The 16,002-nt window shown below is 40.2% G+C and carries 13 protein-coding genes and 1 pseudogene; 13 read left to right on the forward strand and 1 reads right to left on the reverse strand.

All coding sequences use genetic code 11. The features are described 5' to 3' along the window. The first annotated feature begins 254 nt into the window (after positions 1 to 254). From AAEO50_RS07800 to map, 6 genes are all read left to right on the forward strand, one after another. Positions 255 to 2,417, forward strand: a complete 2,163-nt coding sequence (locus AAEO50_RS07800) for a DNA topoisomerase III (RefSeq protein WP_341982214.1) — start codon at positions 255 to 257, stop codon at positions 2,415 to 2,417. A gap of 10 nt (positions 2,418 to 2,427) precedes the next feature. Then, entirely contained in the window at positions 2,428 to 3,873 is a 1,446-nt protein-coding gene (locus AAEO50_RS07805; protein WP_341982216.1) for a PAS domain S-box protein, read from the forward strand. A gap of 148 nt (positions 3,874 to 4,021) precedes the next feature. Continuing rightward, positions 4,022 to 4,675 (forward strand): type 1 glutamine amidotransferase domain-containing protein, encoded by a 654-nt coding sequence (locus AAEO50_RS07810; protein WP_341982217.1) that lies wholly within the window; start codon positions 4,022 to 4,024, stop codon positions 4,673 to 4,675. A gap of 248 nt (positions 4,676 to 4,923) precedes the next feature. After that, complete coding sequence (locus tag AAEO50_RS07815) at positions 4,924 to 5,292, forward strand: CidA/LrgA family protein (RefSeq protein ID WP_341982220.1); 369 nt, start codon at positions 4,924 to 4,926, stop codon at positions 5,290 to 5,292. Beyond that, on the forward strand, positions 5,276 to 5,962 hold the full coding sequence (locus tag AAEO50_RS07820) for an LrgB family protein (RefSeq protein WP_341982222.1): 687 nt from the start codon (positions 5,276 to 5,278) through the stop codon (positions 5,960 to 5,962). The genes AAEO50_RS07815 and AAEO50_RS07820 overlap by 17 nt, the downstream gene beginning before the upstream one ends. 96 nt (positions 5,963 to 6,058) lie before the next feature. Then, entirely contained in the window at positions 6,059 to 6,802 is a 744-nt protein-coding gene (map, locus tag AAEO50_RS07825; protein ID WP_341982224.1) for a type I methionyl aminopeptidase, read from the forward strand. 43 nt (positions 6,803 to 6,845) lie between these two features. Here map and AAEO50_RS07830 read toward each other — a convergent pair whose 3' ends face one another. Then, positions 6,846 to 7,001 carry a hypothetical protein gene (locus AAEO50_RS07830; protein WP_341982226.1) on the reverse strand — a complete coding sequence of 52 codons (156 nt, stop codon included), beginning with the start codon at positions 6,999 to 7,001 and terminating at the stop codon, positions 6,846 to 6,848. A 329-nt stretch (positions 7,002 to 7,330) separates the two neighbouring features. Here AAEO50_RS07830 and AAEO50_RS07835 point away from each other — a divergent pair, with 329 nt between their 5' ends. The 7 genes and pseudogenes from AAEO50_RS07835 (at position 7,331) to AAEO50_RS07865 (ending at position 15,980) form a co-directional block, all read left to right on the forward strand. After that, positions 7,331 to 8,143: a LysM peptidoglycan-binding and 3D domain-containing protein gene (locus AAEO50_RS07835; RefSeq protein WP_341982228.1), complete on the forward strand. Its 813-nt coding sequence runs from the start codon at positions 7,331 to 7,333 to the stop codon at positions 8,141 to 8,143. 282 nt (positions 8,144 to 8,425) lie between these two features. Then, positions 8,426 to 9,010, forward strand: coding sequence for a 3D domain-containing protein (locus AAEO50_RS07840; protein WP_341982229.1), 585 nt, complete (start codon positions 8,426 to 8,428; stop codon positions 9,008 to 9,010). A gap of 313 nt (positions 9,011 to 9,323) precedes the next feature. After that, on the forward strand, positions 9,324 to 10,853 hold the full coding sequence (locus tag AAEO50_RS07845) for a glycine betaine uptake BCCT transporter (RefSeq protein ID WP_341982231.1): 1,530 nt from the start codon (positions 9,324 to 9,326) through the stop codon (positions 10,851 to 10,853). A 383-nt stretch (positions 10,854 to 11,236) separates the two neighbouring features. Continuing rightward, a pseudogene (locus AAEO50_RS07850) lies at positions 11,237 to 11,314 on the forward strand (YjcZ family sporulation protein); the annotation flags it as partial. Between the two features lie 205 nt (positions 11,315 to 11,519). Further along, the gene (locus AAEO50_RS07855) at positions 11,520 to 12,158 is read left to right on the forward strand and encodes a lytic transglycosylase domain-containing protein (RefSeq protein ID WP_341982233.1); all 639 of its coding nucleotides are present in this window, start codon (positions 11,520 to 11,522) and stop codon (positions 12,156 to 12,158) included. A gap of 135 nt (positions 12,159 to 12,293) precedes the next feature. Further along, positions 12,294 to 13,577: a globin-coupled sensor protein gene (locus AAEO50_RS07860; RefSeq protein ID WP_341982413.1), complete on the forward strand. Its 1,284-nt coding sequence runs from the start codon at positions 12,294 to 12,296 to the stop codon at positions 13,575 to 13,577. 162 nt (positions 13,578 to 13,739) lie between these two features. Then, a complete protein-coding gene (locus AAEO50_RS07865) occupies positions 13,740 to 15,980 on the forward strand; it encodes a DEAD/DEAH box helicase (protein ID WP_341982235.1) in 2,241 nt (746 codons plus the stop codon). The last annotated feature ends 22 nt before the right edge of the window (positions 15,981 to 16,002 follow it).

Raw genomic sequence — 16,002 nt, forward strand, 5'->3', positions numbered from 1 at the left:
CCCTCCGCTTTTCTTCCCGCAGGCTTGCCGAGGAGGCTCACGGGCTACCCGCGGAAAGCGAAGTCTTGCACGGAAATCATTAGCGGTATTAAGAGTCTACAATGAAATTGCCTCTTTTTAGATAAGGTGTCTTTAAATTAGAAATTGTTGTTTTAATATGTAGCTTAGCAGTATGATTTTTTATTTTTTCTTAGAACAAGAGTTCGTGGAAGCGTGTTATAATGGAGAAATAATAAATGGACAGGAGACATTCGATGAAAGTTGTGATAGCCGAAAAACCTGATCAAGGGGCAACTTTAGCCAAACCGTTTCCTCATCGGAAGAAACAGGGGTACATAGAAATACAACCGAACGATATGTTTCCAAAAGGGGCTTATATAACATGGGCTGTGGGACATCTCTTCGGGCTGCAAAGTCCAGAAAAATATGATAGCAAATGGAAAAAATGGATACTTGACGATCTTCCCATCATCCCGGCACGATTTCAGTATGAGCTGGCAAGAGCCAAAGCGAAGCAATTCGCAGTTATCAAGCAGCTGCTTCACAAAAAAGAAGTAACTGAAATCATCCATGCAGGGGATGCCGGACGTGAAGGAGAATTGATTATCCGAAACATCATCTCCATGGCAGGTGTGCAAAAGCCGATGAAAAGACTGTGGATTTCTTCACTGACTGAAAAAGCGATTGTTAACGGCTTTGGAGCATTGAAGGAAGAAGGGGAGCTGCGAAATCTTTATTATGAAGCATATTCACGAGCATGTGCCGATTGGCTGGTTGGTATGAATGCTTCAAGGGCCTACAGCATTCTTTTGAAACAGCAGGGAATGTCGGATGTATTTTCTGCAGGAAGGGTACAGACCCCGACGCTTGCTCTAATCGTTAAGCGTGATGAAGAAATTGACCGCTTTAAGAGTGAGCCCTTTTGGGAAGTGAAGGCTGATTTTCAGTTTGGAGATCATACCTACGAAGGAACCTGGCAAAAAGACGGAGAGAGCCGGATTACGAGCAGGGAGCTTGCCAGGAAAATTGCTTCATTTTGTGAAGATAAGCCTGCGGTGATAAAAGAAGTGAAAACAGAAAGAAAAGAGTTCTCACCACCCATGCTATTTAATCTTTCATCCTTGCAGGCAACCGTCAACAAGATATTTAAATTCTCACCAAAGAAAACACTGGATGTACTCCAGAAGCTTTACCAAAAAGGAATCGTGTCTTATCCACGCTCAGATTCACAGTATGTAACCAAAGGGGAGGCTGAAACATTTCCTGATATATTAAATAAATTGAAGGAATTCGGTCATTATAACCAATGGATACCAGCACCTAATGCGAGCTTGATGAATAATAAGCGGTATGTAAATGACGCTAAAGTATCCGATCACTATGCAATTATTCCGACAGAGCAGGTTACTGATCCCGACTCCTTGTCCCAGGACGAGAAAAAAATATACGATGTCATCATTAAGCGTTTCATTGCCGCTCATCACGATAAAGCCATCATAAATTATACAACCATAACGACCCTGGTGAATGAACGTGCAGAATTTGTGTCTAAAGGGAAGCAGATTCTGCAGGAGGGCTGGAGAAAGATCATTGCAGAAAATGAAAAAGAGAAAGAGCCTCTGCTGCCTCCCGTAAATGAGAGCGATCATGGCAGGGTAAATAAAGTGCATATCAAGGAAGGGAAGACTCAGCCTCCTAAAAGATACACAGAAGGACAGTTGATTACCTTGATGAAGACTGCAGGTAAATATATTGATAATGATGAACTCGAAAAGGTTCTCAAGCAAACGGAAGGGCTCGGTACAGAAGCGACACGTGCAGGAATCATTACGATGCTTAAGGACCGGCAGTACATAGATATACAGAAAAATATCGTATTCCCAACGGATAAAGCGAAGGTTCTCATACGTGCCATAGGAGATAACGTACTGGCATCAGCTGAAATGACAGCAAAATGGGAGCAGCGTCTCCAGCAAATCGGAAAAGGGAAAGCATCTGCCCCTGAATTTATGGAACAAGTAAAGAAACTGAGTCATTCTCTCGTACAGAACGCGTTACGAGAAGCAGAATCGTGGAATTTTACAGATCTCGATACAGCATCCATCCAGCGGACACCAGGCAAAAAAGGAAAACGGGGAAGCAAAGCAAGCCTTGGAACATGCTTGAAATGCGGTGGCAAAGTTATAGATAAGGGCAAGTTTTACGGCTGCTCTAATTACCAAAAGACGAAATGCAGCTTTACGATTTCCAAGACAATTCTTTCAAAAAAAATTACGGAAACAGTAGTTAAAAAAGTTTTAAAAGAAGGAAAGTCAGATCGCATCGACGGATTTAAAAAAGGTGACAAACAATTTTCAGCTTACCTTGGCTGGGATCCCCAGCAAAAAAAAGTACAGTTTTTATTTGATGTGAAATAAGGGTAATAACTTGAACAAAGGTGGTGAAAGCATGCTGGCAGCCAGTCTATTTAAAGAGGTTTTCTATCAATCTAGAATTCCCCAGCTAGTGATGACGCTAGATGAGACAAAGGTAATGGTCAATCCCGCTTTCAAGCAATTTATCGGGTACAAGGATGAAACATGGCAATGGAACTCCCTTAAAGTTTTTTCACATCCGGAGGATTATGAGGTTGATATGAAGTTTCTTCAGGAAGTGATTGAAGGGCAACGCAGAGAATACCAAATGGAAAAACGCTTCATCACCAGGGCAGGGGAGCTTAGAACTGGAGACCTGCACGTATCACTCATACAAGATCAAGGCGTTTCATATGTATTGGGTCAAGTGATTGATATCACTGAAAAGAAAGAAATAGAGGCCAAAAAACAAAAAAGCGATGAGAAATATCGTCTGCTGGCTGAAAATTCATCTGATATCATTAATCTTCATGAACCTGATGGGATGTATATTTATTTGTCTCCATCTATTCAATCACTAGGTTTCTCTCCGGATGAATTAGTGGGTTCGCACCCTTATGATATCATCCACCCGGATGATCAGACTAAAATAGAAGAATTATTATCCTCGCTCAATGAAGAGAACAACGTCATCCAAGCAACATATAGAGCAAGGACAAACTCGGGTGAATACAGCTGGTTCGAAAGTGTTCTTAAAGCAATTATCGACCCAGAGTCAGGGGAAACGACGAACGTTGTATCAGTTTCCCGTAATATTGATGAACGACTGTTGGTCGAGGAACATATCAAAAAATCAGAAAAACTCGCTGTCATAGGACAAATGGCTGCAGCTGTCGCTCACGAAATCAGAAACCCTCTTACACCGATTAAAGGGTTTCTTCAATTGTGTGATGATAAGAAGCAGTACAATGAAGATTATCTACAAATCGTAGTGAAAGAAATTAACAGAATGGAAGAAATCATTACCGACTTTTTGTATTTGGCTAAACCTCAGGAGATTATAAAGAAACCTTTGAATATCAATGAACTCCTCAATGAAGTGGTCACGATTGTAGAAAATGGGGTCGGGAATAAGAACGGGACTATCACCATTCAACCCTTTGAACAAAAAGGGACAGTACTCGGCTGCTCTAATGGGTTGAAACAAGTATTCTTCAACATTATCCAGAATGCCATTGATGCAATTGGGCAGCACGGCAGAATCGAGATTGAGACAAATTCTGAGCAAAATATGTATGTCATTATGGTCAAAGACGATGGAGAGGGGATTTCCAGTGAAGTGTTTCGACATTTAGGAGAGCCCTTTTACTCTACTAAAGAAAAAGGAACAGGACTCGGACTGCTGATTTCACACAAAATAATTGAAAATCACAATGGAAAGATCACTTATGAATCCCAAAAAGGGACAGGCACAATAGTAAAAATCTGCTTGCCTGTCCAAAATTGCGGTGCTCATTAAGAGCATAGCTGTTTTAGTTCCCACACACTTTTTATGAAGTAATTAATCATTTGGTGAACTAAACTTCCCACAAAACGTTTAATTTTCTTCAGAAAGGATAAAACAATTATGTACACAGGAGAAGTAGATATAAACTGGAGGGTATACATTGAAAAAAATATTAATGGTATTAACAAATGCAAGCAAAATTGACGATGAGCATGAAACTGGACTATGGTTATCAGAGTTTGCAGAACCATATGAGGAGTTTAAAAATCAAGGCTTCGAAGTCGATGTAGCAAGCCTCAAAGGGGGTAGGATACCTCTTGACCCTAATAGTTTGGATGACGAAAACGTGGAAAAATGGAAAGGCATTACAAAGGAACTTGATCAAACACTTGTGCTTTCACAGTTAAATGTAAATGAGTATAGCGGCATTTTCCTTCCTGGGGGACACGGAACGATGTTTGATCTGCCGGACAGTGCTGAACTTCAAAAAGCACTGGCACACTTTGCTGAAAGCAATAAAGCAATCGGAGCTGTATGTCATGGACCCGCAGGATTTGTGGGAACTAAGCTGTCAACTGGTAAATGGCTCGTTGAAGGAAAGAGCTTGACAGGGTTTACGAATGAAGAAGAACAGCAAACAGGTCTAGATTCTTTAATGCCATTTCTTTTAGAAACAAAGCTGCGTGAACAAGGTGCTCAATTTGAGAAGTCAGAAGCGTGGAGCGACCATGTAATGACGGACGGGAAATTTGTAACTGGTCAAAATCCTCAATCCAGTCAATCTACCGCAGAAGCGTTTGTAAAAGTCCTTTAACAGAACCTTCATCAGTGTGGGTTGAGTATCTAGACGGTTTCGTCATATCAGGTGGCTCACGGGCCACCCGCGGAAAGCGAAGTCTTGCACTGAAATCAAAAGCGGTATTTAACAGAGCCTATCAAAAAAAGCCAATGGAGTGATTACTCCTTGGCTTTTTTTCATTAAACTGAATCAAAACATCACACAACTCTTTTTGTCGGCATTATGTTAAAATCATCTCTAAAGTGATTGAAGGGAGCAAGCCATTGCAAGTCATCATTCAGATTTTAATCCTATGTTTATTTTATGAAGCCGGCAAATGGATTGCTGACTTATTTACATTGCCTATACCAGGAAGCATTATCGGAATGCTTCTCTTATTTACACTATTGATTACCGGAACCATTAAAGAAAAGCTCTTACTTGAGGGGGCCAACTTCTTTTTAAAGTATTTCTCGTTTTATTTCTTACCATTATCAGTAAGTGCGATTATGTTGGGACCTTATTTGCTCCAATATGGCTGGAGACTGGTATTCATCCTTGCGGCGAGTGTTTTTGCAGGTTTCATCGCCACGTCTTTATGGGTTCAGGGATTTATTCAGATGAAGGAGAAGAACTATGATCAATCTCATTAGCATCATATCAGCCATAGGAATAACGGTCATTTACTTTATTCTTTCAATTAAACTTCATCGCGTTTGGAGCAGTCCGTTAACGATACCCATTTTTTTGAGCTCGACAGCACTTATTTTCACATTACTTGTCCTTGATATACCTTACGAAACGTATGCTGAAGGCACTGCATTAATTACTTATTTATTAGGTCCTGCCACAGTGGCGCTTGCATATCCTTTGTATCAATTTCGGAAACTTCTCCTAAAGCATTGGCAGCCTATTTCATCTGGTATTATTGCAGGCAGCGGAGTATCCATGTTCATCTCTTATTTTCTTGCGCACTTTTTGGAGATACCCGAAGGATTCAACAGATCTTTTCTTGTAAAAACAATCACTACACCGGTAGCAGTGGATATAGGGAGACTGATAGAAGGCCAAATAGAAGTAATCCCAGCAGTGGTCATCATAACAGGAATAATGGGAGCTATGTTTCTTCCGTTTCTTATAAAGGTACTGAGAATCTCTCACCCAATCGCAAAAGGACTTCCATTCGGCGTCATCTCCCATGGCATTGGAACGGCTCAGGCCCTAAAGGAAGGGGAGCTCGAGGGAGCAGTAAGCGGTGCAGCAATGGCGTTAACTGCAGCGGTCATGTCATTTATCATCCCGATCGTGTTTCTGTTTATCTGATAAAACGACAACTGATTTTAAAGCTTTTTCTTTAAAAAATGAGACTGTTTCGTTATAGTAAGGGAAGATGAAATTCATAAAGAGAAGGAAGATTGTATGATAGTCAAAACAGATGAAGATTTACAAGCTTTGAAAGAAACCGGACGCATAGTCGCGATGATCAGGGACGAATTAAAATCTCAAACCAAACCTGGAATAACGACAAAAGAACTTGATGAGATTGCAGGAAGAATGTTTGAAGAAAACGGTGCGATTTCTGGCCCGAAAGGTGAATACGACTTTCCGGGGTATACTTGCATCAGTGTGAACGAGGAAGTGGCACATGGCATACCGGGAGACAGAGTCATTCAAGAAGGAGACCTTGTGAACATTGATGTGTCTGGATCAAAGAATGGTTATTATGCTGATACCGGTATTTCGTTTGTGGTGGGAGAAGGAGACCCAAAACTCACCGATTTGTGTGATGCCGCTCTGAAATCTTTTGAAGCTGGCCTGCGTAAAGCGAAAGCTGGTTCAAAGCTGAACGGGATTGGAAAAGCCGTTCATAATGAAGCGAGAAAAAATGGCTTCACGGTGATTAAAAACCTGACAGGTCATGGCGTTGGAAAATCACTTCACGAAAAACCGGACCATATCCTGAACTATTTCGACCCTTGGGATAACGGGCTTCTAAAAGAAGGCATGGTGATCGCCTTTGAACCATTCATCTCCAGAAGAGCTCAAAACGTCATCGAAAAAGGGGATGGCTGGACATATATCACTCCCGACAAGAGCCTCGTAGCCCAAATTGAACACACCATCATCATCACCAAAGATGAACCAATTATTTTAACACAGTAAAGCAGTGAGGGACGGGCCTTAAATAGGCCCGTCCCTCTTTTTATTAAACGATTTTTGTTTTACCGCATTCCTGGCACTTGCGATAGAACTTACCATCAAGCACACGGGATTTAAATACATTATTGCCGCATTCGCATCTGCCGGCATGCTCATCTGGTTCATCTTTATATAAGACAATATGCTCTTCTTGATTTTCCACAGATTAAACCTCCCACGCTAGTTCATATATCTATCTAAGTATAAATTGTAGCCAATGAGTTGTTAAGAGAAAAATAGATTTCTTTTCTTAACAATATCCATAACAGTTATTTCCTATTTTCAACCAACAAATCCAAGTTTATCTATATATATTGGTTTTTTATTCCTCTACAAGATAGTTTATACAGGAAAGCGCTTAATATTACAGGTGTGAAATATTTCTGACGCATGTTTATAATTTTCTTGTTATTGTATTGAGATTTTACTATGTTAGTATTTTCCCTGTTAGCAAAAAAATATATCGCTAGCTACATAAGGAGGAATTTTTCTATGAAACTTAAAAAATCGATTATTTCTGTTGCTGCATTCACCACTCTCGCAGTTTCAGGCGGTGCTAGCGCTTCAGCACAAGAAATCGAAGTCAAAAAGGGAGATACGTTATGGGGATTAGCGAGTGAATATGGAACAACTGTTGATCAACTTAAAACATGGAACAACTTAGGTTCAGATCTTATTTTTCCCGATCAGGAACTTAAAGTATCTTCTAAAGAATATTATACAGTAAAAAAAGGTGACACTCTTTGGGGAATCTCTTCAAACTATGGCATTTCAGTGGACAGCCTTCAAGGGTGGAACGCATTGGAAAGTGATCTGATCGTACCTGGTCAAGAATTATTGATCAACTTAGATGATAAGCAAACAACTTCAACTCCTGTAAATACTTCTGAGCAAGAAGAGGCAGCACCAACGCCTGCACCGGAAGAAACACCAGAAGTAGCTCCAGAAGCTGAAGAACCTGCAGCCGAGCCTGTACAAGCCGAGCCTCAGGAAGAACAGGAAGCGGTAGCAAAAGAACTAACGGTTGAAGCAACTGCTTATACAGCTGAATGTGAAGGCTGCTCAGGAATCACTGCTACAGGTGTTAACCTTAAAGAAAATCCTGATGCAAAAGTTATCGCTGTAGATCCAAATGTTATCCCACTGGGATCAAAAGTATATGTTGAAGGCTATGGCTATGCAACTGCTGAAGACACTGGCGGTGCAATTAAAGGTAACAGAATCGATGTATTCATCCCATCTAAAGATCAAGCCATTGACTTTGGACGAAAAACTCTTAATGTAAAAGTTCTTGAAACAAAATAATATAGATAAAAAACCTCATTGGGAGTCTTTCCTGATGAGGTTTTTTATTACTACTAATAATTGTAAATTCATATCACCACTCTATTTATTTCCATTCAACACACTTCATGGGTTAACTTCCAGTCCAGTTGATTAAAAACTGTTGCTTTCCCCTCATGTTACATCTATGTCATCTAATTGTTACTCACTTATAAACAGATTGATATACGCATGATGCATGTCTATGTTACTATTTCTTTTGTTGGTTTCATCTTCAAACCACAAAAGGAGGAATTTAACAATATGAAAAAAGTATTATTTTCCATCTTTTCCTTCACAGTCATACTATCAATCGGACTACCATCTGCAGTTGCAGATACAGACGATAACACAGAAAAAGATCTTAATGATTATCATAATATAGAAAAGGGCGATATCCTATGGGAAATTGCCAATCGTTATCATATTTCCATTGATGAAGTAGTTACCCGTCAGGAACTGCTTGAAAAAGGTGTTACTGTGAACAGTGAAAAGCAGCAAGAAGAAGATGTAAAGACTGCATCAACAAAGAATGCTGAGAATAAAGACAATGTCATTAACGAAATCGATGTAACAGCCACTGCTTATACAGCTTACTGTGAAGGCTGCATCGGTATTACGAAAACAGGAGTGGACTTAATCGAGAATCCTGACGCCAGAGTCATTGCGGTTGACCCAGCTGTTATTCCACTGGGATCAAAAGTATATATAGAAGGCTATGGCTATGCACGTGCAGAAGACACGGGCGGAGCGATTAAAGGAAACCGTATTGATATCTATATGGAGCATGAAAAGGACGCTCTTCAATACGGTGTACGAGACGTAAAAGTAAAAATCATAGAAGAATAAAATAAAAAAAGACGTTCTCCACTTTTCCTGGGAGCACGTCTTTTTTTAGGCTATGCACAGGTTGAAGCATTAAACAATATGGACAAGTCCACATTTGTTTATATGAAATTATCCAGAATGAAAACGCTCTATTGGCAAATACTAGACAAATCAAGGGTTTTGGCTTGCTTTTTCATCATTAATTTTGATAGTGTAACAAATGTTGGTTTCATGGGAGGAAAAAAGGGAATATGGTAAAGGGCCTATTCCTGATTTCACTCTCCACACACATATTTAAAAAATTCAAAAAAAGACAAAATGAAAGGAGATACTTATGAAACGCATTTCTAATGTTTTCTGGATTACAGTTGCACTCGTGGCAGCAGCTGTATCATATGGAGTAATTGCTCCAAAATCTTTTGAAACAGTAACCTCCAATATGCAGACGTTCATTACATCTACATTTGGCTGGTATTATCTAATATTAGTAACCGTAATTGTGATATTTTGTGTCTTCCTGATCTTCAGCCCTATGGGGACGATTAGATTAGGAAAACCGGATGAGAAGCCTGAATACACAAAAGGGACTTGGTTCGCTATGTTATTCAGTGCTGGTATGGGGATCGGACTTGTATTCTGGGGGGCTGCAGAGCCGCTTTCTCACTTTATGGCACCGCCACTTGCCGAAGGAGGTACGGACCAAGCAAATAAAGAAGCGATGCGCTACACATTCTTCCACTGGGGTATCCATGCTTGGGCAATATATGCGATCGTTGCTTTAGCTCTTGCATACTATAAATTCCGTAAAGATGAACCAGGCTTGATTTCTGCGACGCTCAGACCTATCTTCGGTAACAAGGTTGACGGTGTTTTAGGAACAGTAATTGATGTACTTGCCGTCTTCGCAACGGTAGTGGGTGTCGCGACGACCCTTGGATTCGGTGCTGCACAAATTAACGGTGGTTTGTCTTATCTATTTGGCATTCCAAATAACTTTACCGTTCAGTTCATCATTATTGCTGTAGTCACAGTATTATTCATGATTTCTGCCTGGTCCGGTTTGAGTAAAGGAATCAAATACTTATCCAACACAAATATGGTATTGGCAATTGGATTATTTATTCTAGTTTTCTTTATTGGGCCTACACTGTTAATCCTGAATATGTTCACTGATACAATCGGAGCGTATATCCAGAATATCGCTGCAATGAGCTTCAGAATAGCACCATTGAACGAAGAACATCGCTCTTGGATCAATGGATGGACTATATTCTACTGGGCATGGTGGATTTCATGGTCTCCATTCGTTGGGATCTTTATCGCCCGTGTTTCACGAGGCAGAACGATACGCGAATTCCTGATCGGCGTGTTGCTGCTTCCGGCACTTGTCAGCTTCCTTTGGTTTGCTGCATTCGGAACATCCGCGATCGAGATACAACAGGCTGGAACGGATTTATCCCAATTAGCGACTGAAGAAGTTCTCTTTGCTGTATTTAACAGCTTTGAATGGTCCACTATTTTATCTGTTGTTGCAATCACACTGATTGGAACATTCTTTATCACTTCAGCGGATTCAGCAACATTCGTTCTGGGGATGCAAACGACATACGGCTCATTAACTCCTCCAAATTATGTGAAACTAACTTGGGGAATCGCACAATCAACCGTTGCATTGATTCTCTTATACAGCGGCGGGTTGCAAGCACTGCAAAATGCGCTCATTGTCGCAGCATTGCCGTTCTCAGTCATCATGGCACTCATGATGATCTCATTATACAAATCACTAAATCATGAGAAAAAAGAACTTGGTTTATACATTAAACCCAAACCAAGAAAAACCACCGAACCTCATGAAAAAATTTAATCAATTATCTGCGTCCAGACATTGTCTGGACGTTTTTTTGCATAAAAGTTAATAAAATATAGGAACTTTGTTAAATAGGCTCTGTTAAAAGCTCCACCTTGATCATAAATGGTTATAGTTGTTGATTGCAGTGCAAGACGAACACTACTGCGGGGAAAAGACCATTATTAACATATAGACATTTTTATCAATTATCTTTTCAAAAAAGTCCTAATAAGCCTTTTATGCCGCGCTTTTTAACCATTAAGCACAAGACTTCTGATGATTTTGATTAACCTACAATTTGTCCCATACATACATTAATATCGTAGTTAGATAACTGGAGGTGACTGATTATGTATGGATACGGATACCCTGGATACGGATGCGGATACGGCGGAGCTGGATACGCGGGAGGCTTCGCATTAATCGTCGTTCTATTCATTTTGTTAATTATCGTTGGAGCAGCGTTTTGTTATTAATAAAAAATATAAAAATGAATGATCCGAAGAGTTCAAAAATGACTCAATCGGGTCATTTTTTTATTCTGAGAAAATCAGACAGTGGCAAACCAGAAAATTCCATAGAAAAAATATATACGATTGATTCCTTTCTACGATTGTATTAATCGTGTTCTCATATTAAAATACAAAAGGGAATATTCAATGAAGAAAGGGGCGTGTGTATATGCCAAAAAGACCAAAAAAGAAAAAGACAACCTACAAAAAGAAGCACGCCTCACCGTTTAAAATACTGTTGATTCCTTTTTTTATTTTGGTGGTTTACTTTGCAGTTAACGATATACCCAATAGCAATAAGCTTTCATTGTTTGGTAAAGAAGAGGTGCCGTCACAATATATTCCGATTTATAAAGCAGCCGAAAAAGAATACGGAGTCCCTTGGAATTTATTAGCTGCTCACCATCGAGTGGAAACAAAATTCTCTACAATGAAATCACTCATTTCCCCTGTTGGGGCTGAAGGACATATGCAATTTATGCCATGTACATTTGTTGGCTGGTCACACCCGACATGCGGTGATCTCGGCAAAGGGAATATTCCCGACGATCAAAAAACCAATCCTGACATCATTGAAAAATATGGGGGATATGGAGTTGATGCGAACGGGGATGGACTTGCCGATCCATTTCATATTGAAGACGCCATATTCAGTGCAGCAAATTATCTCGCACGGAATGGCGCAGCAAACGGTGATGTTGAACAAGCGGTCTTTGCTTATAATCACAGCACAGAATATGTAGAAGACGTCCTTTATTACGCTGAAAAGTATATTGAGAAACCTGAAGAAAGCGATAAGAATAAATAGTCCTAAAGTCCTGTTTGATAGACAATATTTTCACTAAACACCCTGCTTATCTGGGTGTTTTTTGGTATAGTAATAAGAGATGTTTTCCTATAGAGGATATATTATACAGACAAATGAGGGGTTTCAGTGTTACTAATGAAGAGAAAGAGCATTCAAGAAAACAGACTAAATGAAACAGAATGTCTCAGCAAAGTAAGCATTACAGTATCAAAAGACATGAGCGAACAGCTTGCAATGATTCAATTGACAGAAAACGATTTGGCAGTCCTGAAAGCTTCCCAACAGATCGTGGAAGATAATATTAAGGAGATCGTTGACGGCTTTTACTTTCCCATCGAACATAATCCAACGCTTTCATCGATCGTGAATAAATATAGCTCGATTGATCGTTTAAAAGGGACACTTGCCATACATATTTCAGAAATGATGGATGGAAAAATCGATCACACCTTTATTGATAAAAGAAGGAGAATCGCAAACATGCATATTCATATCGGACTTCCGACTAAGTGGTATATTGCTTCTTTCCAAAATATGCAGATGACGTTATTACAAGTATTATTCCGTACTTTCTCACACTCAGATGATTACCACAAAGTGATTAAATCTGTCACAAAGATTCTAAACCTTGAGCAGCAGCTTGTGCTGGAATCCTATGAAAATCAAAATGAACAAATGCGTGAGGACGCACATCTTCTTAAAGCAAATGTCACTAATAAAGTACAAGATGCCACTACCGGACTTGCTGCGATTTCGGAAGAATCAATGGCCTCCCTTGACACGATTACTTCACGGATGGAGGAAGTAAGTACACTAAGTTCAGAAGGCACACATGCAATTGAAAAAATCGGCGAGTTCTCAATAGAAGGAAAAGAGAAGATGGGCTTGCAAAAGGATCATATGAGTAAAATTCTTTCTGATCTTGGGGAGATGCTGAAAGAAATTCATCAGCTCCAGCAGATTTCCAATCAGATCTTTGATATTGTTTCCATTGTACAAACCATCGCCGAACAAACAAACTTATTGTCCCTCAATGCCAGCATAGAGGCTGCGCGAGCGGGTGAACATGGTAAGGGGTTTGCTGTCGTTGCCGAAGAAGTCCGCAAATTATCTGATCAAACAAAAAATTCCGTTTCGAATGTATCCAGTCTCATTTCAGGAACAAAGGAACAGGTGGACAAGATATCGAAGTACATTACATCTGTAGAAGGATTGGCTAAAACAGGAATGGATTCTACAAATGAAGCTCATCTGTTTTTTGATGGCATTGTAGAATCCATTGATGATAGTAAGAAGAAAAGCGAAAAAATCGAAGTGGAAATGAAGGAAATTTCTTTTGCCGTTGAGGAAATTTCACAGGCTATCTCCCAATTAGCCCATTCTGCAGATCAATTAAGCAATTTGACAACAGAATTATAATAGAGGCAAAAGGGAACCGGTTGTATCCGGTTCTCTTTTTTATCCTGTATTCACCCAATATTAATACCAAGTTCTAGCTGAAGAGTATTTCCCTTCACAGCCTAACAAAAAATTGTTATGATTATTTTTTGTTTGATTATAGAAGATACAGGTGGTTAAAGAATGAAGGTTACCTCTTTGATTGAGGAGTGGCAGACTGCTCTGGAGATTGAAATCGCACATTTAAGAAAACGAGAATCCACAGGAATTTATATAGAAGAGGGCAGGTGTTTGAGAAAGGATGAATCTACTTTCATTTATTGGTTCACCCTTGGATATTCTGCTTCCCTCCCCGAAGGTAGCAACATCTCCTTTAAAACAGGAGGGAGATTGCTGCCGGGTGTAGTGATCAGTTCTGAAGAGCGTGAATGCATCATTGAATTCGAACAGTTTATTGGAGACCCCGTTTCAGGGGGGCAACTTTTTCACGAGCCATGGGAGCTGCTTGAGAAATTGATTGAAAGGCTTGATGAGGCGAAAGAAAGACATGGAAAAGCAAGCAGAATATCAGATCTTATGTTTCCTTCAGAAAGAACATTTCATCATACAGCAGCTGTAAAAAACACCCTGCACGAAGCATATTTAAGAAGTAAACATAATCCTGTGACCTATCTTTGGGGACCGCCTGGAACCGGCAAAACGTTCACCTTAGCACGTGTGGCAGCCTATCATTACTCTGAAGGAAAGCGAGTGCTGCTCTTATCTCATAGCAACGCAGCGGTTGATGTATTAATAGAAGAAATGCGCCATTTCCTTTTCGAGCATGACCGCTGGAAATCAGGAGAGGTCATCCGGTATGGAATCAATCGAAAATCTTATCAGGATGAAGTAACTGATTTGAGCGTGACGCAGCTGTTGGAACAGCAGGACCCAAAGCTTGCGCTGGAAAAGGATAAAGTGGAGACCTACAGAAGGAAGCTGAAGAAAAAACTATCAAAGTCTTTCTCTCACTATGACTCCGAACGGTTATCACAGTTAGAGATACATTATCAAAAGTTGAAAGAACAACTTAAAAGGCGGGAAGGGGGACTCGTCGATGATGCGAGGGTGATAGGGACCACTCTTAGCAAAGCCGCGATCGATCCGCTTATATACGCTGAGGAATTTGACCTTGTTATTGTGGATGAAGCAAGTATGGCGTATGTGCCACAGGTTGGATTTGCTGCATCGTTAGGAAAGAAAATCATCATTTGTGGAGATTTCAAGCAGCTTCCGCCAATTGCAGGAAGCTTTCATCCATCGGTTTCGAAGTGGTTAAAAGAAGATGTCTTCCATTTATCGCAAGTGGCGGATTCGGTGGAAATGGGGAAGGAACATCCCCAATTATTGCTTCTCCCTGAGCAAAGGCGTATGCATCCAAGTATTTCCGCTTTCACCAACCACTTCATCTACCATTCTAAAGTGGGAGATCATCCCGATGCTGCCAAAATGAGAGAAGGGATTCTTTCAAGAGAACCATTCCCCCGAGAAGGAAGTATTCTGTTATCGCTACAGGAAGGATCGGAATGGGGAGAAACTGAGAGAGGATCGCGATGGAATGTGCTTTCAAGCTTGATCTCTGTCAAGCTTGTAATGAGAGCACTTGATGATGGAATTCGATCCATCGGCATCGTCACCCCCTACCGGGCACAGGCAAGATGGTACAACCTGTTGATTCAAGAACTCATTGAACCTCTCTATCAGCGGGAGAAACCAACCATTTATTCGGCTACAGTACACGGTTTTCAAGGTTCAGAAAATGATATGATCATTTTCGATGCTGTGGATGGAACAGCTCATGAAAAAGCAGGTTCTTTATTTACCCGGAGTGGTAGTGAGAGGCTTATCAATGTAGCCGTTACGCGTGCAAGAGGGAAATTCATCCTGGTCGCAAACGACGAATTCATGAAAAGAAGTACGAATCCATTGCAGCCCATTCATCAATTGATTAATTTCCTTCAAACCACAGGTTTTGTTAGAAGTGGTTCGGATTTAATGGAATCAGAGATCAGCTCCATTAAAAAATTGAAATGGTATTCAGTTCAAGACCAAAAGAGGATACTTAACGACCTGCACGCATGCAAAGAGGAGATAATTGTGAATGTTAACTCAATAAGCGATATTCCTTCTGAAATTATGTCCGCATTAAAGGATGCAGAATCAAGGATTGTCGTAAAAATATTATGTAAACAATATACAGACGAAAAGTACCATATTAAAACTGAAAAATCAACGACCAACGTTCCTTTCCTTAGCATGGATAGAAAAGTTCTCTGGTTTAATTGTTTCCTTACCGGGGAGCACCATAGGTATCCTTATCAAATAAGGATGTTTTCAAGGAGAATTCACCAGCAGTTCTTTAAGCTGATACAAAAAACCCCCTGAAAGTGAGTGAACACTTTCAGGG

Origin of the sequence: Rossellomorea oryzaecorticis, from assembly GCF_038405515.1 — a bacterium.
Taxonomy (GTDB): domain Bacteria; phylum Bacillota; class Bacilli; order Bacillales; family Bacillaceae_B; genus Rossellomorea; species Rossellomorea oryzaecorticis_A.